Annotated in this window: 23 protein-coding genes and 1 pseudogene; 6 read left to right on the top strand and 18 right to left on the bottom strand. The window is 65.0% G+C overall.

Annotated elements, in window-relative coordinates; all coding sequences use genetic code 11:
• Positions 1–102: 102 nt before the first annotated feature.
• The 12 genes from QQL28_RS07955 to QQL28_RS07900 form a co-directional block, all read right to left on the bottom strand.
• The gene (locus QQL28_RS07955) at positions 103–2,223 is read right to left on the bottom strand and encodes a sodium-translocating pyrophosphatase (RefSeq protein WP_284263110.1); all 2,121 of its coding nucleotides are present in this window, start codon (positions 2,221–2,223) and stop codon (positions 103–105) included.
• 217 nt (positions 2,224–2,440) lie between these two features.
• On the bottom strand, positions 2,441–3,439 hold the full coding sequence (gene thiL, locus QQL28_RS07950; protein WP_284263108.1) for a thiamine-phosphate kinase: 999 nt from the start codon (positions 3,437–3,439) through the stop codon (positions 2,441–2,443).
• A 142-nt stretch (positions 3,440–3,581) separates the two neighbouring features.
• Entirely contained in the window at positions 3,582–4,076 is a 495-nt protein-coding gene (gene nusB, locus QQL28_RS07945) for a transcription antitermination factor NusB (RefSeq protein WP_284263106.1), read from the bottom strand.
• Positions 4,077–4,080: 4 nt separating this feature from the next.
• Positions 4,081–4,572, bottom strand: coding sequence for a 6,7-dimethyl-8-ribityllumazine synthase (gene ribH, locus QQL28_RS07940; RefSeq protein ID WP_284263105.1), 492 nt, complete (start codon positions 4,570–4,572; stop codon positions 4,081–4,083).
• Positions 4,573–4,686: 114 nt separating this feature from the next.
• On the bottom strand, positions 4,687–5,295 hold the full coding sequence (locus QQL28_RS07935) for a riboflavin synthase (protein WP_284263103.1): 609 nt from the start codon (positions 5,293–5,295) through the stop codon (positions 4,687–4,689).
• The gene (gene ribD, locus QQL28_RS07930; protein WP_284263101.1) at positions 5,296–6,453 is read right to left on the bottom strand and encodes a bifunctional diaminohydroxyphosphoribosylaminopyrimidine deaminase/5-amino-6-(5-phosphoribosylamino)uracil reductase RibD; all 1,158 of its coding nucleotides are present in this window, start codon (positions 6,451–6,453) and stop codon (positions 5,296–5,298) included.
• Positions 6,450–6,932 (bottom strand): transcriptional regulator NrdR, encoded by a 483-nt coding sequence (nrdR, locus tag QQL28_RS07925; protein ID WP_283035759.1) that lies wholly within the window; start codon positions 6,930–6,932, stop codon positions 6,450–6,452. The genes ribD and nrdR overlap by 4 nt, the downstream gene beginning before the upstream one ends.
• A gap of 17 nt (positions 6,933–6,949) precedes the next feature.
• Positions 6,950–8,248 carry a serine hydroxymethyltransferase gene (gene glyA, locus QQL28_RS07920; protein WP_284263098.1) on the bottom strand — a complete coding sequence of 433 codons (1,299 nt, stop codon included), beginning with the start codon at positions 8,246–8,248 and terminating at the stop codon, positions 6,950–6,952.
• A gap of 310 nt (positions 8,249–8,558) precedes the next feature.
• Positions 8,559–8,780 carry a hypothetical protein gene (locus QQL28_RS07915; RefSeq protein ID WP_254095674.1) on the bottom strand — a complete coding sequence of 74 codons (222 nt, stop codon included), beginning with the start codon at positions 8,778–8,780 and terminating at the stop codon, positions 8,559–8,561.
• A gap of 37 nt (positions 8,781–8,817) precedes the next feature.
• A complete protein-coding gene (locus QQL28_RS07910) occupies positions 8,818–9,054 on the bottom strand; it encodes a hypothetical protein (protein ID WP_284263091.1) in 237 nt (78 codons plus the stop codon).
• A gap of 201 nt (positions 9,055–9,255) precedes the next feature.
• Positions 9,256–9,774, bottom strand: a complete 519-nt coding sequence (ldtR, locus tag QQL28_RS07905; protein ID WP_027522899.1) for a transcriptional regulator LdtR — start codon at positions 9,772–9,774, stop codon at positions 9,256–9,258.
• Between the two features lie 499 nt (positions 9,775–10,273).
• Positions 10,274–10,759 carry a DUF6163 family protein gene (locus QQL28_RS07900; RefSeq protein WP_284263087.1) on the bottom strand — a complete coding sequence of 162 codons (486 nt, stop codon included), beginning with the start codon at positions 10,757–10,759 and terminating at the stop codon, positions 10,274–10,276.
• A 233-nt stretch (positions 10,760–10,992) separates the two neighbouring features.
• Here QQL28_RS07900 and hemB point away from each other — a divergent pair, with 233 nt between their 5' ends.
• The 3 genes from hemB (at position 10,993) to QQL28_RS07885 (ending at position 13,615) form a co-directional block, all read left to right on the top strand.
• Positions 10,993–12,048: a porphobilinogen synthase gene (hemB, locus tag QQL28_RS07895; protein WP_284263084.1), complete on the top strand. Its 1,056-nt coding sequence runs from the start codon at positions 10,993–10,995 to the stop codon at positions 12,046–12,048.
• A 139-nt stretch (positions 12,049–12,187) separates the two neighbouring features.
• Positions 12,188–12,745: an RDD family protein gene (locus tag QQL28_RS07890; protein ID WP_284263082.1), complete on the top strand. Its 558-nt coding sequence runs from the start codon at positions 12,188–12,190 to the stop codon at positions 12,743–12,745.
• Positions 12,746–12,838: 93 nt separating this feature from the next.
• Positions 12,839–13,615 carry an arginyltransferase gene (locus QQL28_RS07885; protein WP_284263080.1) on the top strand — a complete coding sequence of 259 codons (777 nt, stop codon included), beginning with the start codon at positions 12,839–12,841 and terminating at the stop codon, positions 13,613–13,615.
• 116 nt (positions 13,616–13,731) lie between these two features.
• Here QQL28_RS07885 and QQL28_RS07880 read toward each other — a convergent pair whose 3' ends face one another.
• A complete protein-coding gene (locus QQL28_RS07880; RefSeq protein WP_284263078.1) occupies positions 13,732–15,084 on the bottom strand; it encodes an Nramp family divalent metal transporter in 1,353 nt (450 codons plus the stop codon).
• A gap of 166 nt (positions 15,085–15,250) precedes the next feature.
• Between QQL28_RS07880 and QQL28_RS07875 the strand changes: the two genes are divergently transcribed.
• Positions 15,251–16,492 carry an MFS transporter gene (locus tag QQL28_RS07875; protein WP_284263076.1) on the top strand — a complete coding sequence of 414 codons (1,242 nt, stop codon included), beginning with the start codon at positions 15,251–15,253 and terminating at the stop codon, positions 16,490–16,492.
• A 248-nt stretch (positions 16,493–16,740) separates the two neighbouring features.
• Here QQL28_RS07875 and QQL28_RS07870 read toward each other — a convergent pair whose 3' ends face one another.
• A complete protein-coding gene (locus QQL28_RS07870; RefSeq protein ID WP_284263074.1) occupies positions 16,741–18,000 on the bottom strand; it encodes an adenylate/guanylate cyclase domain-containing protein in 1,260 nt (419 codons plus the stop codon).
• Between the two features lie 170 nt (positions 18,001–18,170).
• Here QQL28_RS07870 and QQL28_RS07865 point away from each other — a divergent pair, with 170 nt between their 5' ends.
• Positions 18,171–19,328: an MFS transporter gene (locus tag QQL28_RS07865; protein WP_284263566.1), complete on the top strand. Its 1,158-nt coding sequence runs from the start codon at positions 18,171–18,173 to the stop codon at positions 19,326–19,328.
• A gap of 41 nt (positions 19,329–19,369) precedes the next feature.
• Positions 19,370–19,561 (top strand): hypothetical protein, encoded by a 192-nt coding sequence (locus QQL28_RS07860; RefSeq protein WP_284263072.1) that lies wholly within the window; start codon positions 19,370–19,372, stop codon positions 19,559–19,561.
• 29 nt (positions 19,562–19,590) lie between these two features.
• Here the strand turns inward: QQL28_RS07860 and QQL28_RS07855 are convergent.
• The 4 genes and pseudogenes from QQL28_RS07855 to QQL28_RS07840 form a co-directional block, all read right to left on the bottom strand.
• Positions 19,591–20,468 (bottom strand): annotated as a pseudogene (locus QQL28_RS07855) (DMT family transporter).
• Positions 20,469–20,582: 114 nt separating this feature from the next.
• A complete protein-coding gene (locus QQL28_RS07850; protein WP_284263070.1) occupies positions 20,583–21,413 on the bottom strand; it encodes an N-acyl homoserine lactonase family protein in 831 nt (276 codons plus the stop codon).
• 141 nt (positions 21,414–21,554) lie between these two features.
• Positions 21,555–23,579: a S8/S53 family peptidase gene (locus QQL28_RS07845; RefSeq protein ID WP_284263068.1), complete on the bottom strand. Its 2,025-nt coding sequence runs from the start codon at positions 23,577–23,579 to the stop codon at positions 21,555–21,557.
• Positions 23,580–23,618: 39 nt separating this feature from the next.
• Complete coding sequence (locus tag QQL28_RS07840; protein ID WP_284263066.1) at positions 23,619–24,782, bottom strand: phosphatase PAP2 family protein; 1,164 nt, start codon at positions 24,780–24,782, stop codon at positions 23,619–23,621.
• Positions 24,783–24,791 lie beyond the last annotated feature (9 nt).

The following is a 24,791-nucleotide window of genomic DNA, read 5'->3' as shown; positions in this document are numbered from 1 at the left end:
GCTTCGCTTCGCTCGCAATGACGTGGTGAGAGGTCCCTGGCCCACCAAACAAAAACCCCGCGGCGCGCGCCGCGGGGTTTTGTCTCGAGATGTGCTCGCCGCTCAGTGCGCGAGGATCGCCAGCAGCAAGAGCGCCACGATGTTGGTGATCTTGATCATCGGGTTGACCGCGGGGCCCGCCGTATCCTTGTAGGGATCGCCGACGGTGTCGCCGGTCACGGCGGACTTGTGGGCGTCGGAGCCCTTGCCGCCAAAATGGCCGTCCTCGATGTACTTCTTGGCGTTGTCCCAGGCACCGCCGCCCGAGGTCATCGAGATCGCGACGAACAGGCCCGTCACGATCACGCCGAGCAGCATGGCGCCGACGGCCGAGAACGCCGCCGACTTGCCGGCCGCGCCGCCGCCCGAGATCGCATAGATCACGAAGTAGACGACGATCGGCGACAGCACCGGCAGCAGCGAGGGGATGATCATCTCCTTGATCGCCGCCTTGGTCAGCAGGTCGACCGCCTTGCCGTAGTCCGGCTTGTCGGTACCCTGCATGATGCCCGGCTTCTCGCGGAACTGACGCCGCACCTCTTCCACGATCGCGCCGGCCGCACGGCCGACCGCGGTCATGCCCATCGCGCCGAACAGATACGGCAGCAGGCCGCCGAACAGCAGGCCGACCACCACGTACGGATTGTTGAGCGAGAAGTCCGGATTGACGCCGGCGAAGTAGGTGTGGTGCGCGGAGTCCGCAACGAAGAACTTGAGGTCCTGGTTGTAGGCCGCGAACAGCACCAGCGCGCCGAGACCGGCGGAGCCGATCGCGTAGCCCTTGGTCACCGCCTTGGTCGTGTTGCCGACCGCGTCGAGCGCGTCGGTCGACTTGCGCACCTCCTTGGGCAGACCCGCCATCTCGGCGATGCCGCCGGCGTTGTCGGTCACCGGGCCGAAGGCGTCGAGCGCGACGACCATGCCGGCGAGCGCCAGCATGGTCGCGGTCGCGATCGCGATGCCGAACAGGCCGGCAAGGCTGTAGGTGACGAGGATGCCGGCGATGATGACGATCGCGGGCAGCGCGGTCGCTTCCATCGAGACCGCGAGGCCCTGGATCACGTTGGTGCCGTGGCCGGTCACCGACGCCTGGGCGATCGACTTCACCGGACGATAGTCGGTGCCGGTGTAGTACTCGGTGATCCAGATGATCAGCGCGGTGACGATCAGGCCGACCACGCCGCATTCGAACAGCGCCATGCCGGTGTAGTCGACGCCGTCGAGCTTGCCGAAGCCGATCAGGTAGTAGATCACGCCGGCGATGCCGATCAGCGACAGGACGCCGGTTGCGATCAGGCCCTTGTAGAGTGCGCCCATGATCGACTGGCTCGGCCCGAGCTTCACGAAGAAGGTGCCGATGATCGAGGTGATGATGCAGATGCCGCCGATCGCGAGCGGCAGCGTCATCATGCTGGCGAGGATCGGCGTCTTGGCGAAGAAGATCGCCGCCAAAACCATGGTGGCGACCGCGGTCACCGCATAGGTCTCGAACAGGTCGGCCGCCATGCCGGCGCAGTCGCCGACGTTGTCGCCGACGTTGTCGGCGATCGTCGCCGGGTTGCGCGGATCGTCCTCGGGGATGCCGGCCTCGACCTTGCCGACGAGGTCGCCGCCGACGTCCGCACCCTTGGTGAAGATGCCGCCGCCCAGACGGGCGAAGATCGAGATCAGCGAGGCGCCGAAGCCGAGCGCCACCATGGCGTCGACCACGGTGCGGCTGTCAGGCGCAAGCTTCAGCGAGTAGGTCAGGAAGCCGAAATAGAGCGTCACGCCGAGGAGCGCGAGGCCCGCCACAAGAAGGCCGGTGATGGCACCCGCCTTGAAGGCGAGCTCGAGACCGCCGGCAAGCGACGTCGTCGCGGCCTGGGCGGTGCGCACATTGGCGCGGACCGAGACGTTCATGCCGATGAAGCCGGCCGCCCCCGACAGGATGGCGCCGATGGCAAAGCCGACGGCGACATAGATACCCAGGAAATAGGCAAGCAGCAGGAAGATGACGATGCCGACGATGCCGATCGTCGTGTACTGGCGTCGCAGGTAGGCCTGCGCGCCTTCGCGGACCGCTCCGGCGATTTCCTGCATGCGCGGCGACCCCGCATCCGCACCCAACACCGAAGACGTCGCCCAGATCGCGTAGACGATAGAGAGCACTCCGCAGAGCACTATCAACCATAATGCTGTCATGTGAATTTTGCCTCAGATCCTTGATGTACCCCCAGCGCCGATTTTTTCCCGTTGTGACGGAGTGGCGCCTTAAAGCGGGACCGCGCCTCCCCAAAAAGGAGCAGCCCCGATGGCCGGGGACCTTGCCAAAATCGCCATGCCCGTGCAACGCCGGAGGCGCGAAAATCGTCGATCTCGGCAGGTATTTAGATCGAAGCCACCCGTTTCGCGGAAATTCCTAGAAGTGGCTGTAGGACAGCCGCTTGAGGACCAGTTCCCCGCCCGCGCCATCCAGGAAGCGCGGCGCCTCATTTCCCGGCACTATCGTTCCGATGGCGGTCACGGCCACGCCTGCCGCCCGCCCGGCCGCAATCAGGTCGGCGCAGCGCGCTTCGGGAAGAGTGCACAAAAGCTCATAGTCATCGCCACCGGACAGCAGCGCCTCGATCCCGACGGCGCCGCGCGCAACGAGACCGGCGGTCGGCGCCGACAGCGGTACGCTGACCGTATCGATCGTGGCTGACACGCCTGAGGCTGCGCAGAGCTTGGCGAGGTCGCCGGCAAGCCCGTCGGAGACATCCATCGCAGCGCTCGCATAGTCGCGCACGGCCTGCGCCAGCACATTGCGGGGCTGCGGGATGCGGTAGCGTGCGACCAGGATATCCCGCGCGGCCGGATCGGACGCCAGCGCCTTCGCGGCAGCGCCGCCCTTGAGCACGTCGAGGCCGAGTGCGGCATCGCCAATCGTGCCTGTCACGATGATGCGGTCGCCGGCCATGGCACCGGTGCGGCCGACCATGCGCCCCGACTGCACGCGGCCGAAGGCGGTGATCGAGATCATCTGCGGTCCTGGCGTGGAGACCGTGTCCCCGCCGAGCAGCGGGCACGCGAAGCTCCTGGCGTCCTCGCCCAGCGCATCGGCGAATGGCTTCAGCCAGCCATCGTCCTTGGTGCGCAGCGCCAGCGTCAGCACGAAGCCCGCAGGCGTCGCGCCCTTGGCCGCAAGGTCGGACAGGTTCACCCGCAGCGCCTTGCGGGCGATGGTGTCGGGCGGATCGTCCGCAAGATAATGCACGCCTTCGACCACGGCGTCCGTGGTGACGACGATGTCCTCGCCCGAAGATTTCAGGATGGCGGCATCATCGACGAGCCCGAACGCACCGGGGTCAGTCGCCAGCGGCTTGAAATAGCGCGCGATGAGGGAGTCTTCGCCGGAGGGATGTTGCGGGTTCGCCATCGATGTTCAGCCCCGACCACCGGCGTCATCGCCCGGCTTGACCGGGCGATCCAGTACGCCGAGACGCCTGATATCAAGTACCGCTGCCGCGGCGTACTGGATCACCCGCTTTCGCGGGTGATGACAGCGGAATGTGTAACTCCTACCGCCCGAACTCGTCGCCGCGAAAGTGGCGGCCGATCTGGTCGAGCACCGCGTTGACCATGCCGGTCTCCTCGCGATCGACGAAGGCGTTGGCAACGTCGACATATTCGGAGACCACAACGCGGCCCGGCACGTCCTTGCGATGTTCCAATTCATAGGCCCCTGCCCGCAGCACGGCGCGCAGGATCGCCTCGATGCGCTTCAGAGGCCAGCCCTTCGACAGCGCCTCGTCGATCAGCGGATCGAGCTTCTTCTGGTCGCGCACGACGCCCGAGACGACGTCGCGAAAGAAGGCAGCTTCCGCCGGCAGATACTTATCGCCTTCGACCTCGTTGCCGAGCCAATGGCTCTCGAACTCGGCGAAGATGTCGTTGATCCCAGCGCCCGCAATGTCCATCTGGTAGAGCGCCTGCACGGCCGCGAGCCGCGCGGCACCGCGCCGGTTCGCTTTCTTCTCCACGCCGCCCGGCTGTTTTTTGCTGGTGTCCGCCATGGCCTTAGGTCCGCGCCAGGCGGCGCTTGATGCGCAGCATGGCAAGCGCCGCGCGCGCGGCATCGCCGCCCTTGTTGAGCTCGCTGGCGCGCGCCCGCGCCCAGGCCTGTTCCTCGGTGTTGACGGTGAGGATGCCATTGCCGAGCGGCAGCTTGCGCGCCACGGCAAGATCCATCAGCGCGCGCGAGGATTCCTGCGAGACGATTTCGAAGTGGATGGTGTCGCCGCGGATCACGCAGCCGAGCGCAATCACGGCGTCATAGGGCTTCCCGTTGCTCGCGGCAGCATCGACCGCGATGGCCACGGCTGCGGGGATTTCCAGCGCTCCGGGAACCGTGATCACGTCATGGGTGAGGCCGGCCGCCTTCAACTCGGCGACCGCGCCTTCCAAAAGCGCATCCTGGAGGTCGTCATAGAAGCGCGCTTCGACAATCAGCGCACGCGCGCCGGAAATGTCGGTCTGGTCCTTCAGGGGTGCGCGCCGCGCGTCTGCCATTTAACACCTACTCTGTCGTTGCCGGGCTTGACCCGGCAATCCATCGGATCATGCCTCCTCTTAAGAGGATGGATGCGCGGGTCAAGCCCGCGCATGACGATCTTTTGCTTGCCGCTACTTCATTTCGGTCAGCCGCGCCGCATAGCGGGCCATCAGGTCGACCTCGATATTGACCTCGTCCCCGGCGCGCCAGGCACCGATGGTTGTGACGCTGAGGGTGTGCGGAATGATCAGGACGGAAAAGGTCACGTCCCTGACCGTATTGATGGTCAGGGACACGCCGTCCAGCGTGATCGAGCCCTTGGTCGCGATGAAGCGCGCGAGCTCCCGCGTGGTCTTGAGCTCGAACCGCGCCATGTCGGGCAGGTCCTCGCGACTGACGAGGGTCGCAATCCCGTCGGCGTGACCTGCGACGATATGGCCGCCGAGCTCGTCGCCGATCTTCAGCGCGCGCTCGAGGTTGAGCTTGGTGCCCACCTTCCAGTGCTTGGCCGTCGTCAGCGCCAGCGTCTCGGCCGCGGCGTCGACGTCGAACCAGGTCTTGCCGCCTTCGACGCCGGAAGCCACCACCGTCAGGCAGACGCCGTTGCAGGCGATCGAGGCGCCATCGGCGATGGTCGCACGATCATAGCGGCAGGCGATGCGCAAGCGATGCAACTGGCCCTGCGCCGTCGGCGTCAGGCTGACGATCTCGCCGATATCAGTGACAATGCCGGTGAACATTTAAGCGCGCTCGTAGATGGTGAGAGTATCCCTGTCGAATGTTTCGCTAGCATGAACCCTGAAGGCGGCCGACTGCGTGATTTTCGACAGGGGCAATGCATCGAGCGCATCGACGCCGCCGGCGCCGATGGCTTCCGTCCCGCGGAACAGCCAAATTTCATCCACCAGATCGGCCGCGGCGAAGGACGAGGCCACGTGGCTGCCGCCCTCGACCATCAGCCGCGTGATGCCCAGCTCGGCCAGCGCGTGCAGCACCGCAGGAAGATCGAGCCCCGGCGTGCTGCCCGGCGGCATGCGCATGACCTGGGCACCGGCCGCACCCAACCGCGTGGCTGCGGCGGCTTCTGCCAGCTCCGAGCCGATCACCCACAGTGCCGTCTCGCGTGCGGAATGGACGAGCTGGCTCGACGCCGGAATGCGCAAATTCCGGTCGAGCACGATGCGCGCGGGAGAACGCTCCTCCATGCCCGGCAGGCGGCAGGTCAGACGCGGATCGTCCGCAAGCACCGTGCCGATGCCGACCAGGATGGCATCGCTCTGCGCACGCAGCAGGTGCACGCGGTTGCGCGCGGCCTCCCCCGTGATCGCGACCGGCTTGCCGCCGGCTGCGCCAATCTTGTCGTCGGGCGAGACCGCGAGCTTCAGGATCACCTGCGGGCGCTTGTCACGGATGCGGCGGAAATGGCCGGCATGGTCGTAGGCCGCTTCCGCAGCACAGAGCCCCACATCGACGGTGATGCCGGCGGCGCGCACACGCGCGTGGCCTTGTCCTGCGACCTCCGGATTGGGATCCTCGATCGCCGCCACCACGCGCTTGATGCCGGCCGCGATCACGGCGTCCGCGCAAGGCGGCGACTTGCCGAAATGCGAGCAGGGTTCGAGCGTGACGTAGAGCGTCGCGCCGCGGGCCGCCTCGCCCGCGCGCCGCAGCGCCTCCGGCTCGGCATGCGGTCTGCCTCCCGGCTGCGTCCAGCCGCGCCCGACGATCACACCGTCCTTGACGATGACCGCACCGACGGCGGGGTTCGGCCAGGTACGCCCCTGCCCGCGCCGACCAAGCGCCAACGCAAGCTGCATGAAGCGGCGATCAGCGTCCCTGGATTCTTTTTCCTTTTGCGCCTTCTGCGCGAGCTGATCCTCCAGAATGCGGAAGATCATTTGCGTATCGCGGCGAGCCGCGCTTCCTCCTCACCGGAGAGCTCGCCGAGCACGTCGGCAAAATCCTTGGCCTCGCGGAAATTGCGGTAGACGGAGGCGAAGCGCACATAGGCGACGTCGTCGAGCGTGCGCAGATGCTCCATCACCGTCTCGCCGATCACCTCCGAGGAGATCTCGGCTTCGCCTGACGTCTCGAGCTCGCGCACGATGGCAGAGACCATCTTCTCCACCCGCTCGGGCTCGACCGGCCGCTTGCGCAAGGAGATCTGCACCGAGCGCATCAGCTTGTCGCGGTCGAACGGCACGCGGCGGCCGTTGCGCTTGATCACGGTGAGCTCGCGCAGCTGCACGCGCTCGAAGGTGGTGAAGCGGAAATTGCAGGCGACGCAGATGCGCCGCCTGCGGATCACGGACGAGTCCTCGGTCGGACGCGAGTCCTTAACCTGCGTATCGAGACTATTGCAGTTTGGACAGCGCATCCGCTTGTTATCCGGCCTTACTGGTAGATCGGGAAGCGATCGGTGAGCGCCTTGACCCGTTCCTTGATCGCGGCTTCCACCAGCGGCGCCTTGCCGTCGGAGGACTGCGCGATCGCGTTCAGGACTTCAGCGATCATGCCGCCGACCTGCTTGAACTCGGCGACGCCGAAGCCGCGGGTGGTCGCCGCCGGCGTGCCGAGACGCAGGCCCGAGGTGACGAACGGCGTCTCGGGGTCGAAGGGAATGCCGTTCTTGTTGCAGGTAATGGCCGCACGGACCAGCGCCTTCTCCGAGGCGTTACCCTTCAGGCCCTTCGGCCTGAGGTCAACCAGCATCAGATGGTTGTCGGTGCCGCCGGAGACGATGTCGAAGCCGTGGCTCTTCAGAGTCTCGGCCAGCGCCTTGGCATTCTCGACGATGTTTTTCGCGTAGACCTTGAAGTCCGGCCGCAGCGCCTCGCCGAAGGCGACCGCCTTCGCCGCAATCACATGCATCAGCGGACCGCCCTGGAGGCCCGGGAAGATCGCCGAGTTGAGCTTCTTGGTCAGCGTCTCGTCATTCCACAGGATCAGGCCACCGCGCGGACCGCGCAGCGACTTGTGGGTCGTGGTGGTGGTGACGTGCGCATGGGGCACCGGCGAGGCATGCACGCCACCGGCGACGAGGCCGGCGAAATGCGCCATGTCGACCAGCAGATAGGCACCGACGCTGTCGGCGATCTCGCGGAAGCGCTTGAAGTCCCAAGCGCGCGAATAGGCGGAGCCGCCGGCGATGATCAGCTTCGGCTTCACCTGCTCGGCCTGCTTGGCCACCGCGTCCATATCGATGATCTGGTCCTCGCGCCGCACCGTGTAGTGCGCGGCCTTGAACCATTTGCCGCTCATGTTGACGGGCGAGCCGTGCGTGAGATGGCCGCCAGCGGCGAGGTCGAGGCCCATGAAAGTGTCGCCGGGCTGCATCAGCGCCAGGAACACGGCCTGGTTCATCTGGCTGCCGGAATTCGGCTGCACGTTGGCGAAGTTGGCGCCGAAGAGACGCTTGGCGCGATCGATCGCGAGGTTCTCGGCAACGTCAACCCATTCGCAACCGCCATAGTACCGCGCGCCTGGGTAACCTTCCGCATATTTGTTGGTCATCACCGAACCCTGCGCTTCCAGCACGGCCCGGCTGACGATGTTCTCCGAGGCGATCAGCTCGATCTCATGGCGCTGACGGCCGAGCTCGCCCTTGATGGCGGCGGCGATTTCCGGATCGGCCTGCTCAACGGAGGCCGTAAAAAACGAATCGGGCGCGGAGGCGCTTTTGGCGGAAGTCATCTTGCGAATATCTCCACCGCCGCAGCCTTTTTTGGCGGGCTACGGTCGGTCTTGTTTGGCGGTTGGAAGCACGCGCGATCTACCACATCGGCCCTCGCCGGCCAAGCATTTGCGGGTCCGGGGCGACAATTATGCCAGATATGGTGGGGATCGCGGGGATTTGGAGGCCCTGGGGCCGTACGAGGCTGCTCGCGCCGCGGCGCTCCCCAATCGACAACGGATGCCGTCATCACGCCCGACCACGGGGCTCCCCGACCCGCGGGCGGCCGATTCCCCGGCCCCGCGGGGGTGGACTTGGCCGCCCCTGCCCCTACAGCCCCGTATAACCCGCCTTCACCGGGTCGATGCTGCCGTCGAGCTGACGCAGATAGGTGAGGCCGCAGACCGTCAACCGATGCGTGTCCTTCTCGCCCGCCTCAACCAGCGTATTGAGGTAGTTCGTCACCTTGGCCCTCGCCTCCTCGCTCGCCGCAGCGGTGCGGTTCGCCAAGAGGTCATAGGTCTGCATGATGCGGTCGATCGCGGCTTCCATGGCATCCTCTGCTTGATCTGAATTTCGGGGAATGCTGTCAGGCAAACGCGTCGGCCTCGAAGGCCGCCTCGAATTTGGCGATCGCCTTGTTGGCGAGCCTGATCTTGTTGAATTCGCCATGCTGGAACAGCTGCACGATGATCTTCAGCAGCCGCTCATCGGTGACGAGCGTATCGGGAAGCGCGCCGGCGCGACGCAGATAATTCGCGGCGATGGCATAGGCCTCGCTCACGATCTCCACGTTCATCGTCTGTAGTCCGCGCTCGACCAGCATCGCACGCCTCCGATCCGAAGGAGATAAGCCGCGAACCGGCGGCTGGTTCCGCAAAGGCGCAGCTTTTTTCGCAGATGCAAAAACACAAAACGCGCCGGTCCGGGCAAAGCCGGGCCGGCGCGATTGGGGAAGTTTAAGCACGTCCGGGAGGCGCGCCGGTCTTGTTTAGGGCCGGCTTGGCCTTGGTCCCTTCGAAAGAAATCAGAGCCGATACAGGATCTGATCGGTCCAGAACCGCTCGAGGCGATGCAGCGACTTGTTGAGCGTAGAGAACTCCTCGCCCGAGATGCCGCCGACCTGCTCGACCGTCTTGACGTGCTTCTGGTAGAGCGCGTCGACGATGCGGCGAACTTCCTGGCCCTGCGGGGTCAGGCGGATGCGCACCGAGCGACGATCAACGCGCGAGCGCTGATGATCGAGGAAGCCGAGCTCGACGAGCTTCTTCAAATTGTAGGAGACGTTGGAGCCGAGATAGTAGCCGCGCGTGCGCAACTCGCCCGCGGTCAGCTCCTTGTCGCCGATGTTGTAGAGCAGCAGCGCCTGCACCGAGTTGATGTCGGCGCGGCCGCGACGATCGAACTCATCCTTGATGACGTCGAGCAGGCGGCGATGCAGCCGCTCAACAAGAGTCAAAGCTTCCAGATAGAGCGACTGCACCGAGCCCTGCTGGCCGGCGACGCGCTCCGCGGTATCTGCCGCGGTTGCGACGGCTTTCATCATGACACTTCCCCTGTTGTCGTTTTTGTCGACACTTATTCGACGAAACTTTTGTCCCGCCTGATAGCCGCAACTTAAGGGGAGGCGTTTGAAGATCAGCTTAAATAAGAGAATAAAGAGATCATGAATTTAAGACAGTGAATCGCGGATTAAGCCTGTGCGGCAAGGACTTTTCGCAACCCTCTGTTGACGGTGGCAAGGTCCTGTTCACCCTCCGTGCGCACACCTTGTCGCATTCCAGAACAGCCCTGCCCTGTTTCGAAACGGGAGCGTAACAGCTGTGGCGGATCACACGGAATCCGCGAAAACTTGCCGCAAATTGTAGGCAACCAATGATCAACCACGAACAGCGCTCTCGTGTCCCGGACGCAGTGCGGCACGAAGTGACGCACTGCAGAGCCGGGATCCAAACGTCCAGCGAGAAAGTCGTGGAAAGAATAGGCCCCGGCTCAGCAGCGCAACGCTTTCGCGCTGCGCTGCGTCGGGGCCACGGAGACCATCGCTATGGCGGGCGCTCGCGCGCGGCCATCCAGGCGAGCGCGAGATAGGCGGCGAGCATCAAGGCTTCGGCCGCGACCACGACGAGGCTGCCGCCATAGATGCCGGGGAACATCAATTCGATCACCGCCATCGACACCACCGTCGTCAGCCATACGACCGCGCCCCAGGGTGTGGCGAGCCACAGGCCGACGGCGGCGACGAGCTCGATCACGGCGAAGTAGACGGTTGCAGCCTGCCAGGCCATCGACTGGTTCTCGAACGCATCATCCTCGCCGCCGACGAAGCCCGTCACCTGCGCCCAGTGATAGAGGCCCTTCAGGATCGAGAGCAGCGCCATCACGCGCAGGAACAGCACGAGCCGCCGCGTCCAGACGTTCTCGTCGGACTCGGGCCGCTCGGACGACAGCGCGGCCACCGACATGGCGCTGTCTCTGGCGTTGTCCCTGGCGCCGTCGCGGGCGGCATCGCGGGTTGAGATCTCGGACATGGCTCCCCTTCTGGCCGCTTCGCCCGGCAAAATCAATCGGTGTGGTACCGGCTTGCGGAAGGTCAAGCCGCGGTGACGGGAACCATGCGAGCTGGTATAAGAATAGTTCTATTCCTGCATGATCCGGACCCGAAGGGCCGCGTTAGCGCAAAGTGTGCAGCGGTTTTCCGAAAAGATCATGCTCAAACAACAAGTAAGCGCGATGACTCATCATCGCGCTGGAGATACCTACGATGGCGATCAAGTACGGACGTCCGATCGAATTGCGCGAGGTGGCGCGCGGAAACGCGAGCGCAGCCCCTGCCCTGGATCTGACCGTTCGACCGCGCCGCAACCGCAAGGCGGAATGGGCGCGGCGCCTGGTGCGCGAGAACGTGCTCACCACGGACGACCTGATCTGGCCGCTGTTCCTGATCGACGGCAGCAACAAGCGCGAGGCTATCAGCTCGATGCCGGGCGTCGAGCGGCTCAGCGTCGACCAGGCGGTGCGTGAGGCGGAGCGCGCGATGAAGCTGACCATCCCCTGCCTCGCGCTGTTTCCCTACACCGAGCCGTCGCTGCGTGACGAGCACGGCTCGGAAGCGACCAATCCGGACAACCTCGTCTGCCAGGCCGTGCGCGCGATCAAGAAGGAATTCCCTGACATCGGCATCCTCTGCGACGTCGCGCTCGATCCCTTCACCAGCCATGGCCATGACGGCCTGATCGCCGACGGCAGGATCCTGAACGACGAGACGGTCGCCGTGCTCGTGCGCCAGGCGCTGGTGCAGGCAGAAGCCGGCTGCGACATCATCGCGCCCTCCGACATGATGGACGGCCGCGTCGGTGCGATCCGCGAGGGGCTCGACCATGCCGGTCTCCTCGACGTGCAGATCATGGCTTATGCGGCGAAATACGCCTCCGCCTTCTACGGCCCGTTCCGCGACGCCATCGGCTCGGCCAAGACGCTGACGGGCGACAAGCGCACCTATCAGATGGACAGCGCCAACACCGACGAGGCGCTGCGCGAAGTCGAGCTCGATATCGCCGAGGGAGCCGACATGGTGATGGTGAAGCCCGGCATGCCCTATCTCGACGTCGTGCGACGGGTGAAGGACACTTTTGCGATGCCGACCTTTGCCTACCAGGTCTCCGGCGAATACGCGATGATCGCGGCGGCCGCCGGCAACGGCTGGCTCGACGGCGAGCGCGCGATGATGGAAAGCCTTTTGGCGTTCAAGCGCGCCGGCGCCGACGGTGTCCTGACGTACTTTGCGCCGAAGGCGGCGGAGAAGATCAGGGCGCAGTAAGCAGCAATAGGACGCGCTCCCTCGTCCCACCGCCCCCGAATCGCCGGAATATTTCCGCTTGTTAATCCCCGCGCCCTTGGCACGGGGAGGGCCTGATCCCATGTGCTGCCACGGGAGTTTCCGATCGGGAGGACGGACCATGTCGTATTCGGACTCGGGCAATTCAGGCCCCAACTCGGGTCCCTGGCGCAATGATGGCGGGGTTCCGCCGCATGCCTATGATCCCTACCTCCAGCCGGAGTTGTTCCGCGGCGTCTCGACCCGGCGGGTGTTCGCCTTCCTGATCGACCTCATCGTGATCTCTGTCCCGGTGATCCTCGGCTACATCTTCATCGCCGTGTTCGGCGTGGTCACGCTCGGCCTCGGCTGGGCGCTGTTCTGGCTCGCCTGGCCGGCCTCGGTGATCTGGGCCGTGGTCTATTACGGCGCCTGCATCGGCGGCCCGCATTCCGCGACAATCGGCATGCGGGTGATGGATCTGGAGTTGCGCACCTGGTACGGGGCTCCCGGCTATTTCGTGCTCGGCGCCATGCACGCGGTGCTGTTCTGGGTGTCGATGTCGTTCCTGACGCCGTTCGTAGTCTTGGTCGGCTTGTTCAACGGTCGCCGGCGCCTGTTGCACGACATCGTGCTGGGAACAATCGTCATCAACAACTCGGTCCGCTATCCCGTGCCGCACACAGCCAGGACCTACTAGAGCGCCTCTTTAAACCACCTTGTGAGCTGACCGATTGACCATGGGCCTCCGTAGCGCGATGCTGATACTCAGTTCGGAGGCCCACGACGTCCCTTGACCCAGCACTCGCGCGACACCCCCCAATTTTACCTCACGGCGCCCTCGCCCTGCCCGTATCTTCCGGGTCGGCATGAGCGCAAGGTGTTTACACACCTTGTGGGGGACCGCGCCGGCGACCTCAACGATCTCCTGACCCATGGCGGCTTCCGCCGCAGCCAGTCGATCGCCTATCGGCCCGCCTGCGACCAGTGCCGGGCCTGTGTCTCGGTCCGGGTCGTCGCCAATGAGTTCCGCCCGTCCCGCAACTTCCGCAAGGTGATGGCACGCAACGCCGACGTCATCGGCGAGCAGCGCAGCGCGGTGCCCACCTCCGAGCAGTATTCGGTGTTCCGCGGCTATCTCGACGCCCGCCACCGCCATGGCGGCATGGCCGACATGACCGTGCTCGACTACGCCATGATGGTCGAGGACAGCCATGTCGAAACCCGCATCATCGAGTACCGCAAGCGCGGTCCCGACAGCGGCATCACCGGCCGCGGCGAGGAGTTGCTCGCGGTGGCGCTGACCGACGTGCTCAGCGACGGTCTGTCGATGGTCTATTCCTTCTTCGAGCCGAGCCAGGTCGGCCGGTCGCTCGGAACCTTCATGATCCTCGACCACATTGCCCGCGCCCGGCGCCAGGGCCTGCCCTACGTCTATCTCGGCTACTGGATCGAGGGCTCCAAGAAGATGGACTACAAAGCGCGCTTCCTGCCGCAACAGCGCCTCGCACCTTCCGGATGGCTGCGCATCGACGCACAGGGCGACACGGCGTCAGAGCCGCAGGATTGAAACTGCCCGTCATGCCCCGCGAAAGCGGGGCATCCAGAAACAGCGAGATCTATTACCGCCGCGGCGTACTGGGTTGCCCGGTCAAGCCGGGCAACGACAGCGAAGGTTTGGGCACGTCACCCAAAAATCGTGTCGAACAACAACTTCACGTTCAAAATCACGATGACGCCGGCGACGATCCAGGCGGTCGCGGCGACGCCGCGGGAAATCGCGAACTTGCCCATCTTGCGTCGGTCGGAGACGAAGCGGACCAGCGGAATGACCGCGAAGGGAAGCTGCATGGACAGCACGACCTGGCTGAACACCAGCAAATCCGCCGTGCCGCGCTCGCCATAGATCGCGGTGACGATGATCACGGGAATGATGGCGATGCCGCGCGTGAGCAGGCGGCGTGCCCAGCTCGGCAGGCGCAGGTCGAGAAAGCCCTCCATCACGATCTGGCCAGCGAGCGTTGCCGTCACCGTGGAGTTGAGGCCCGAGGCGAGCAGCGCCACAGCGAACAGCGTCGAGGCAATGCCAAGTCCAAGCAGCGGCGACAGCAGCTCGAAGGCCTGGCCAATCTCGGCGACGTCGGCATGGCCACTTTTGTGGAAGGTCGCAGCGGCAACGACGAGGATCGCGGCGTTGATGAACAGCGCCAGCATCAGGGCGATGGTCGAGTCCGTCGTCGCCCATGTGATCGCCTCGCGCCGGCCTTCGTCGGTCCGCTCATAGGCGCGGGTCTGCACGATCGAGGAGTGCAGGTAGAGATTATGCGGCATCACGGTAGCACCGATGATGCCGATCGCGATGTAGAGCATCTCGGGATTGGTGAAGATCTCCGTCCGCGGCGCAAATCCGCGGATCACCTCCGCGACCGGCGGCGCCGCCGCTGCGATCTGAATCGCGAAGCAGACCGCGATCACGACAAGCAACGCGATGACGAAGGCTTCCAGGAAGCGGAAGCCGCGGTTCATCAGGAGCAGCAGCAGGAAGGCATCGAGTGCAGCGATCAGCGCGCCGCCGATCAGGGGAATGCCGAACAGCAGTTTTAGCGCGATCGCAGTGCCGATGACCTCGGCGAGATCGCAGGCGATGATCGCGGCCTCGCAGGCCAGCCACAAAAGCAAGTTCACCGCCGGCGAGTAGGTCGCGCGGCAGGCCTGCGCGAGGTCGCGATCGGCGACGATGCCGAGTCTTGCTGCGAGCGACTGGAGCAAGATCGCCATCAGGTTCGAAAGCAGGATTACCGAGAGCAGCGTGTAGCCGAACTTCGACCCGCCAGCGAGGTCGGTCGCCCAGTTGCCGGGATCCATGTAGCCGACCGAGACGAGATAGCCGGGACCGACAAAGGCGAGCAGCCGGCGCCACCACGCCGCAGCCGCGGGGATCGCGATCGTGCCGTTCACCTCGGCCAGGCTCTTGTTGGCGGGCGCGTCAGTGCGCCAGCCGGCTGCATCAGGGGTCAAATCGGGTGATCGGGCATCCATGGGCAGGGAGAATACCGAACTCGGCTCTTATTGCAACTCATTTGCAACTGCATCTAGCCGCATGGTTCCCGGGAGGCCCGCAACCCGCTTTGTCAGGAAGCGGGTGGGTTTGGCGGCCCTTCGGGGCGAATACTGGCCCTCCAGATCGACATTCAGGGAATGACCGATGTCAACGACGCCTCTCCCGGACACGTTCAACCGGCTCGCCTGGTCCAATCTCGCAGCGCAATCGGCGGAACAGATCGCGCTCGCCGCCGCCCCCATCGTCGCGGTGCTGACGCTGGGCGTCGCCGAAGGCGAGACCGGCCTGCTCCAGACCGCCCTCACCCTGCCATTCGTGCTGTTCGCGATTCCGGCCGGCCTGCTCGCAGACCGCATCTCGCGGCGCGCGCTGATGGCCGGTGCCGAGGCGCTGCGGGCCGCGGCGCTTGCGGCCATCGTGCTCCTCATCGCGCTCGGCGCGCTCAACCTGCCGCTACTCGCCGCGCTGGGCTTTGCCGCGGTCTGCGGCACAGTCGTCTACAGCGTGACGGCGCCTGCGCTGGTGCCCTCGCTGGTGCAGGCGGACGCCTTGCCCGCTGCGAACGCACGGATCGAGCTCGCCCGCACCATCGCCTTTGCCTCCGGCCCTGCGCTTGGCGGCACACTGGTCGGCTGGTTTGGGGCGAGCCCCGCCTTCGGATTCGCCGCCGCGCTTTCGGCGATCGCTGTCGTCCTGCTCGCCGGCCTCTACGAGCCTGCGCGCACACCTGTGCCGCGACGGAACCCGCTCCAGGAAATCCGCGAGGGCGCAGCCTTCGTCTTCCATCACCCGCTGCTGCGGCCGGTGTTCGTCACCCAGTTCATCTTCAACACGGGTTGGTTCCTCCAGCTTGCGGTGTTCGTGCCCTATGCGGTGCGCCATCTCGGCCTGTCCGCGGCAGGCGTCGGCGTGGTGCTCGCGATGTACGGCGTCGGCATGGTGATCGGCGCGTTGGTCGCGACGCGGGTGATGCGGCGCTTCGCCTTCGGCACCGTGGTCGGACTTGGACCGGTGACCGGGTTCGTTGCAGCCCTCGTGATGGCACTCACGGTGCTGGCGCCTGCGGCGTGGCTCGCAGGCCTGAGCTTCTTCCTGCTCGGCGTCGGCCCGATCCTCTGGGTGATCTCGACCACGACGCTGCGTCAATCGGTGACGCCGCCGCGCCTGCTCGGCCGCGTGTCCGCCATCAACATCATGAGCTACGGCGCACGCCCGCTCGGCTCGGCGCTCGGCGCGATCGTCGGCGGCTTCTATAGTGCGGAAGCGTGCCTCTATCTCGCAGCCACGATCTTCGCGGTGCAGGCACTGGTGATCTGGCTCTCGCCTGCGGTGGCGCTGGACCGGCAGCCGGAGATGGTTGGGGACTCGGCAGCGGTACGCTGCTAGAGCATGATCCGGAAAAGTGCGAAGCGGTTTTCCGAAAAGACCATACTCAAACAACAACCTAAAGCGCGATGACGATTCATCCCAATCTCATCGCGCTTTAGCGTCACCTCGTCATTGCGAGCGAAGCGAAGCAATCCAGGCTGCACCCACGGCGACAGTCTGGATTGCTTCGTGGCGGAGCCTGTCATCCGGCCCGCCGAAGGCGGGACCGGGTGGCTCCTCGCAATGCCGTTCAGAAAGCAGCGGGGCTAACCCGCCAGATACCGCTCGTAGCTGCCCGTTACCGGCTCGTTCGTATCGATGTCCGGATCGAGCGTATAGAGATCCTGCGCGCGGCCGATGCCGCGCAGCGCATAGCGGCCGGTCGAGACGAGATAGCGGCGGCCAGCCGCATCGAGCCCCGCGTAAAACTCGGCCGACGCGAGCAGCTCGCGATCGACCGAGCGGCTCATCGAGGCGATGCGGCTGACCTCGTTCACTGTCGGGCCGACCACCGTGAAATCGAGCCGGTCCTCGCTGCCGATATTGCCATAGAAGACCTCGCCGACATGCAGCCCGATATAGGCCGAGGTGGTCGGGCGGCCGTCGGCGGCCCGCTTCGCATTCAGCACTACGATGTTCTTGCGGAAAAGATGCTCGGCACGCAGCGCCGCGCGGCGCGCCGCCGCCATGTCCTCGCCGGTGAACATCGCGAGCACGCCGTCGCCGATCAGCTTCAGCACGTCGCCGCCGGCGTCGTGGATCGCATCGATCACGGCCTGCGCGTAGTCGTTGAGGAACGGAATGATCTCGTCGGGCCCGATGCTCTCGCTGATCCCGGTCGAGCCGCGCAAGTCCGAATACCAGAGCACGGCGTTGATGCGCTCGGTGACGCCGCGCGAGATGCGCCCGCGCAGCACCTGCTCGGAGGCATCGCGGCCGAGATAGACGCGCCCGAGCGTCCGCACGATATCGACCTGCTGGGCGGATTTGATCGTGAGCCCCAGCACCGGCACGAGATCGCGCAGCGCTGAAAGCTCGCTCTCGGCAAAGCCCTCGGGCCGCCGCGTCGTCCAGTAGGAATAGAGGCAGTCCATCTGGCCCAGCGCGCCGGTCTCGCCGAAGCGATGCACGAAGGCGAGGAAATGTCGGTGGCCTTTTTCCGCGAGCTCGCCGATCTGGGAGAAATCGAGCGAGGTGACGTCCGCGAGATCGATCAGCATCTCGTCTTCGCCGTGCTCGAGCAGATGGTAGAACACCGAGCGACGCCAGTTCTTGGCCGGATCGCCCTCCGCCGTCGAGCCGTACTCGATGACGTCCCTCTCATTGGACGGCACGTCGCTCCAGCGGAAGGCGCGCCCCTCATACATCGGGTGCAGCGTGTCGATGACGACGAGCCCGCGCGACAGCTCGATCCCCTCGGCGCGGCAGCGTTCGCAGAAGCCGCGGAGCATCTCGATCTCGGGCAGTCCGGTGAGCCCCTGGACGGTGAGCCAATTGATCAGCGCGAGGCGGGGGGTCAATTCCATAGGCCATTATAGCCGCACCTTCATGACGGACGAAAGGCGAACCTGGTTGCGCGCAGCATCCCGCACGCCGCAGACCGAATATGCCGTGGGCGATGTTGACGCCGCCCGCGCCGGGGATGCAAAAGCCAATCGATGTTTCCGATGCCGGCGAAGACCAGAAACGCGAGGACATGAGCCAGCGACAGCTTCCGATCATTCTGGCGCTCGGCACCACACAGACGCTGGCCTGGGCTTCGAGCTATTATCTCCCGGCGATCCTCGCCGATCCGATCGGGCGCGATCTCGGCGTCTCCTCCAACTGGATCTTTGGCGCCTTCTCCGCCTCGCTGGTGATCTCGGCCATGCTCGGCCCGCGCATCGGGCGGCAGATCGATCTCGTCGGCGGACGGCAGGTGCTCTCGGCCTCGAATCTGACGATTGCTGGCGGCCTTGTGCTGCTCGGCTTCTCCACCTCTGTCCCGGTGATGGCGATCGCCTGGCTCGTGCTCGGCGTCGGCATGGCGCTCGGACTCTATGACGCTGCCTTCGCCGCGCTCGGGCGCATCTACGGCACCGAGGCGCGCCGCTCGATCACCGGCATCACGCTGATGGCGGGATTTGCCTCGACCGTCGGCTGGCCGCTGACGGCCTGGGGGCTTTCGCATATCGGATGGCGCGACACTTGCTTTGCCTGGGCCGCCGCCCACATCCTGATCGGCCTGCCGCTCAACCTCCTGATGATGCCGAAGGTGAAGGGCGGCAAGGAGGCGGCGACGACGGCCGTCAAGCCACATATCCCGCTCGACCGCACCATGATCCTTCTGGCGTTCATCTTCGCCGCGGCCTGGACGGTCACCGGGGCGATGGCGGTGCACTTCCCGCGTATCCTTGAAGCCACCGGCGCGACGCCCGTGGAGGCGATTGCCGCGGGCGCCCTGATCGGGCCGGCGCAGGTCGGCGCGCGGGTTCTCGAGGCGAGCTTTCTGAGCCGCTTTCATCCGCTGTGGTCGACGCGGCTTGCCTGCATCACTCACCCGATCGGGGCGGTCGTCGTAGCGATCTTCGGTGCTGCCGGGGCAAGCGCCTTTGCGCTTCTCCACGGCTCGGGCAACGGCGTTCTGACCATCGCGCGCGGAACGCTGCCGCTCGCAATCTTCGGGCCGAAGAATTACGGCTACCGGCTCGGCATCATCGGCGCACCGGCGCGGATGGCGCAAGCCGTTGCTCCGCTCGCCTTCGGCCTTTTGATCGACGTTATGGGAGCCAAGGTCCTGATCGTGTCCTCGGCGCTGAGCTTCAGCGCGCTCGCGGCGCTGTTCCTGGTCCACCCCGAGCGCCGGCCTTCTTGAGGCCCCTTCCCTTCGCCGCCCGTTTCGCGCAAAAGCAAGGCATGACCGACGACACCGACCGATCTGGCACATTCAAGAGTCTCGCGCGATGGGCGACCACACCGCCACAGGCCTATGGCGTCTATCTCGCCGCGGTCGTGCTGGTGTTCCTGCTGTCGTTCTACGCGGGCTCGCTGAAGCCGAAGAAGGCGCTGGAGGGCGGACCGCCGCCCGTGACGGCGCCAAGGAACTGATCAGCAAGGAGCTGATCAGGGCGGGCTTGTCAGTTCGCCTTGGCCTCACCGGTCGCGATCCAGTGCCGGCAAACACCGCCACGAGGCCAATCAGAAGATTGGGCGTGATCGGCTCGCCGATCAGGAGCGCCGCAAGCGCGGCCGCGGCGATCGGGTTGACCGTCATCGTGTTGGCGACACGCGTCGGCGTGGCCAGCGCAAGCGCCCTGACCCAGAGAATGAAAGCGACTGCTCCGCCGCCGATACCGAGATAGATGCCTGCGATCCATTGCGCGGTCGTGAAGTGATCGAGCGCAGCGAAGCTGCCGCGCACAAGGCCAACGAGCACCAGCGCGATGGCCCCTGCCCCCATCCCGACCGTCAGGAAGCCGAGCGCGCTCGAGCGCTGCATCAGCGGGCGGGACCATACGTTGTAGAAGGCCATGCAGAATACGGCCGCGGTCATGATCAGCTCGCCGCGCCAGGCTCCGGGCGGACTTTGCGCCAGGCCCGTCGCGAGCGCGGCCACGACGCCAAGCACGGCAACCCCGACGCCGAGCGCCTTGCGCACCGTCAGGCGCTCGACGCCGAGGAGCGCGCCGACCACCATGGTGTGAAGCGGCAGTGTCGCAAGCGCGAGGCTCGCCCGCGCCGCGGTCGTGTAGCCGATCGCGATATTGTACAGGATGAAGAACAGGCCGAAGAAGCTGAGGCCGAGAAGCAGCACGGCCGGCAGGTCTCGCCGCGACGGCCATCGCACGCCGAGCCACAGCGCAACCGGCAGCAGGCAGGCGAACCCAATTCCCCAGCGCAGGATAGCCAGCAAAATCGGATCGGCGCCACTCACGAGGTAGCGCGTGATCGCCGCCGCAGTGCCGCCGATGCTGCTGGACAGAAGCGCAATCGCAACGCCCGCCCATTCTCCCAAAGCCAGCCTCCTGTCGCGAAGCTATCCTTGGTGTGCCTTAGCACCGCCCTACTGACAGCATCGTGGCAGCATCCCGCACTGATGAGCCGGCGTGGCTGGGGAACTCCGACGACCTCAGTCGTAAGACTCCGGCGCCATCTTCAGGCTGTCGCGCTGCGCCTTGTCGTGGTTGATCCAAAGCTGGCCTTTCTCCTTCGCAAGCACGTCGGCGATCTTCTGCATCGAGGCAAGCGTCTGGTCCTTGCTGACGTTCATGCCGGGCACTACGCGATTGTCCCAGTTGCTTTTGAAGTGCACGGCATCACCGGACAGCACGACCGCGCCGGTTTTCGGCAGTTTCACCAGCAGCGATTGGTGGCCCGGGGTATGGCCCGGCGTCGAGAGAATGGTCAGGCTGCCGTCGCCGAACACGTCCTTGTCGCCGGACAGCAGCACGACGGGATGCGACGGCTTGAAGCGCGGCTCGTTGTTGGGACCGGGCCATTCATATTCAGCCTTCTGGACATGAAGGACGGCCTGCGGAAACAACTCGACATTGCCGGTGTGGTCGGGATGCGTGTGTGACACCGCCATCCATTTGATGTCATCGGGCTTGAGGCCGAGCTGGTCGAGTTGCGCGACGAGCGTCTTCGGCCGGCGCCAGACCGTCGCCTTCGGGTCGGAGGGAACGAGGCCATTGGGCATCGATGCAACCGCATCCGGGACACCGGTGTCCCAGAGGAACCAGCCCTGACTGTGCTTGATCAGATAGCAGCTATCGACGAAGTCCATCGGCTTGCCCTCGTTCATGCCCGGCGTCCAGCGCGACACGTCGCTGGTGGCGCCCTCGCCGCAATTGAGGATGTAAAGCCGTTCGACACCGGACTTTTCCGACTGGGCCGGTGCTGCATGGGCGGACAGGACGAGCGCCACGGCGGCGAGCACGAGTTTGATCGAACGTGTCATTGTTGTTCCTTCCATCCGGTGATCGACCGGAATCCAACCCCGACCGGTGCGGAAAAGTCCAGCAGCAGTTTCAGCCGGGATGCAACTTTGACTGGCTTCTCTTGGGTGGCCGCACCAGATCGCAAGGCAACGTCGTCCGCGTTATGGCGGATCGAGATTGCCGAGGCCGCGCTCTTCGTCGGGCGGGTACACCGGGACATGCGGGGCCGGGAATGGCGACCCGGCCGCCGCATTGACGATATGCCGCGCGAGTTGCGGCGCGGCCGCACTGGTGCCGATCAGACGAAATACGGTGCCGCTCCTGTTGCCCCCGGCGAGCACCCCGCTCAGGGCACAAGAGTCGTCGCAAGGCAGGAGGTAATCCGGCCCGATGCGGCGCTTCAGCGGACCCGGGCGTGCACGGCCTGCCGAGGAATAGGACGACTTGCGCTCATTGGAGAGAATATAACCACCCGCAACATGCACGCCGTCGTCCTTCGCAGTGGCAATGCCGTTGAGGGTGCCATGGCGACGGATCAGCGATCCATGCTTGTCGAACTTCCCATCAACATACCTGCAGTTGGCCTCTGCCGCACGACTCTTCTCCCATTCGGCATCGACGAAAAACGAGCGCCTGGCGCCCGAGTGGACGTTCATATTCGGATCCGTGCGCGCCACATAGGCGTGAACCGTCACGTGTTCGGGGACATTTGCAAGCTGGATTGTCCAGTCGCCATGTTCGGCCACGACCCCAGCCGTCGCGACGGTCGGTTCGACGTGGAGCTGCCACATCGTATCATCGATGCCCCATGGGATTGAGAGGTCCACTCCGGCCGGGGGTAGAGGATTTGGCGGCGGAGTGACGGGTGCGGTCGGTATGTACCGAACGCCGCTTGGCGATATCAGAGTGACGTCGATGATGCCGGCATAGGCTCTCTTTACCCATATCTCGGCAAAGCACAGGGTGGTGTTGTCGGGAGGAAGGCGCCACGTCCATTCGATGGAATCAGGCTGGTCGCGATGTCTGTGAAAGCGGACGTGTCCCTCGCTCAAATAGGAATTGCCTGCGGCCAGGACGATATCGAGCTTGGGCTTGTTCGCGATGCCATCGTATTTCTTGACGAACGTCGTCAGCAGCGGTTCCAGATCGGAGAGGCCATCATGCGGTCCCGTGGTCGGCCCGTAGCTCAGATTGATCACCACGTGATCGGTGTTGTGCTGATCGGCATGCGACAGGATGTACAGGATGGCGTCGTAAACATACGATTTGAGCCACACGCCGGTCGCGTCGCGAATGCAGGCTTCGGAGAACTGGACGAACACCACGTCCGTTGCGCTGGCCGGGTCGGTATTCGCTTTCCAGCTGGGTGGATCGCGCCGATCGCTCGGCGGACCGGTACGAGAGGAAGGCGGGAGCCGGCCCGCGACCACGTCCATCACATGCGCTCCATGCGACGCCTCATGAGCAAGACCGGGAAAACCGGCGCCAGCATAACAGCCGTCCTCATCGATGCCGCCCTGAGGGGTCAAATGCAAATCGATCCACTCGTTAAGCCCCATGAGCCGGCCGGGCGTGCCGGGCAAATGGGAAACGCGCCGGAACTCGAGACCGTATGTAAGATCGCTCAGCGTCTGCCCGAGCACGCAAGGCAGCCCATTTCCATCCTTCACATTGATCGGCTGCCGGCCGGTGTTCTGGTCCCATATGGCGCGCACCCGTGTGCGCAAGCCACCGCCTGGCACGTTTTGCAGGAATTGCGCCGCGGCGAACGGGCAGCCATCGTCGAGGACGCCAATCAGCAGCTTCCCCGCCGGATCGTTGCCGTTCGAGCGAGAATCGATGATCCTCCGTTCGAACTTCAATTCCTCCGTCGGCTTCAACGGAAGCGACAGTTCAACCCTGGATACGAATTCGTCCCAGATGCGCAGCTGGTAACCCGTCAACGCCAACGGGGTGGCAAGCATCGTCGCATACCGTGTATCGTCGGAAGGGCCGAGGTCGACGACCTTCTCGTGCTGATTCATTGCGCGCAGAAATCGATCCGGCTCAGGTGGCTCGTGGAATTCCACGAGGAAGAACAGCTTGAACTGCGCATCGAACTCTTCGAAATTCCTAAAGTCCGTCGAGATCGCGTACCGGAGGTACGGACCGAAGCATTTCGGGTATTGGTCGCTTTCGGCCATCATCGGATGTTCTCCGCTTCGGGTTTTGCGACGATGCTTCGCCTAAGGGAATTTGTGGACCGACGTCCACTCATCGAGCGCCTTGCCCCACAACGCCGCCATGATTGGCGATAGCGTCACGTGCGTCGGATTTGCCGCCCGCGAATAGAATAGGCTGGCGTTGGAATCGAGATCCTGCTCCGCGCTGAATGGGTTGAAGTCCTTCGTCGCATACAGGTCGATGCCGGAGGCCGCGTTGAATGTCCGCGCCGCCAATAGCTGAGCTCCGGTGCAGCAGGCGACAAAGTATTCTCCGAGAGCGGTACCCAACATCCGACCCGCCATGCCGTCGACGGGGAAATGGAGGCCGGCAATGACGCGATTGGTGGAGATGCGCGCGGCCTGACGGTCAAGCTGCTCGGTCACCGTCGGGTATTTCGCGTGTCCCGCGCCATCCACCGCATTGAGGTTCAGCAGCGCCTTGAGCACATAGGCCACCGCGTAGCACTGCGTCGCGTGTCCCATCGGGAACGTGCCGTGGCCGGGTGTCGTGAGCATCGGCTGCACTTGCGCGTTGTATTCGACCGGACGCCAGCAGCCGAGGGCATGTTTGAAGCGCATTTCCACGTACACGCAGAGCTGCAGCACGATGTTGATAAGTTCGAGTGTGCGCCTGGTCCGATCGGGGTGCAGATAGACGATCGAGGACCAGAACGCATACTGGGGATCAATCTGCGCCATGATTTCGGTCGCGCGTTCGTTGCGCAGCTCCGCCCAACTGAGAACCAGGGGAATCTGTTGCTCGAAAGTTGCCGGCGCAGGCTGTTGGATTTCTGCAATCAAGGACCCGGAGGTCAAAACCTGGAATCCAGGGCTACCGCCGGGCCCCGGCACCGTTGGAACAAAGCTGATCCCCTGTAGAAGCTCGCCGACTGCGATGTAGGCACGAACCCACGGTTCCCAGCGCTCCAACTGCGCCGTGTTGTCGATGGGCGGCAATGGCGGCTCGTACCAACTGAATTCGGGGCGGCTTATCCCTTCGCGAGCGTGGATGAGTGCGTCCACCATGACGGGATTGGCCCAGACATCGCCGAGCGTCCCGAGTAGCGCGCCGCCGGCTCCACCGGCCCCGCCCGCCCCTCCCGCGCCCCCGGCACCGCCCGCTCCTCCGGCACCGCCGGCGCCGCCCGCCCCTCCTGCTCCTCCCGCTCCGCCAAGTTGAGCCATAGCCTGCCT

The sequence above is a fragment of the Bradyrhizobium iriomotense genome, assembly GCF_030160715.1.
Lineage (GTDB): Bacteria > Pseudomonadota > Alphaproteobacteria > Rhizobiales > Xanthobacteraceae > Bradyrhizobium > Bradyrhizobium iriomotense.
This window is presented reverse-complemented; position numbering and strand designations above follow the sequence as displayed.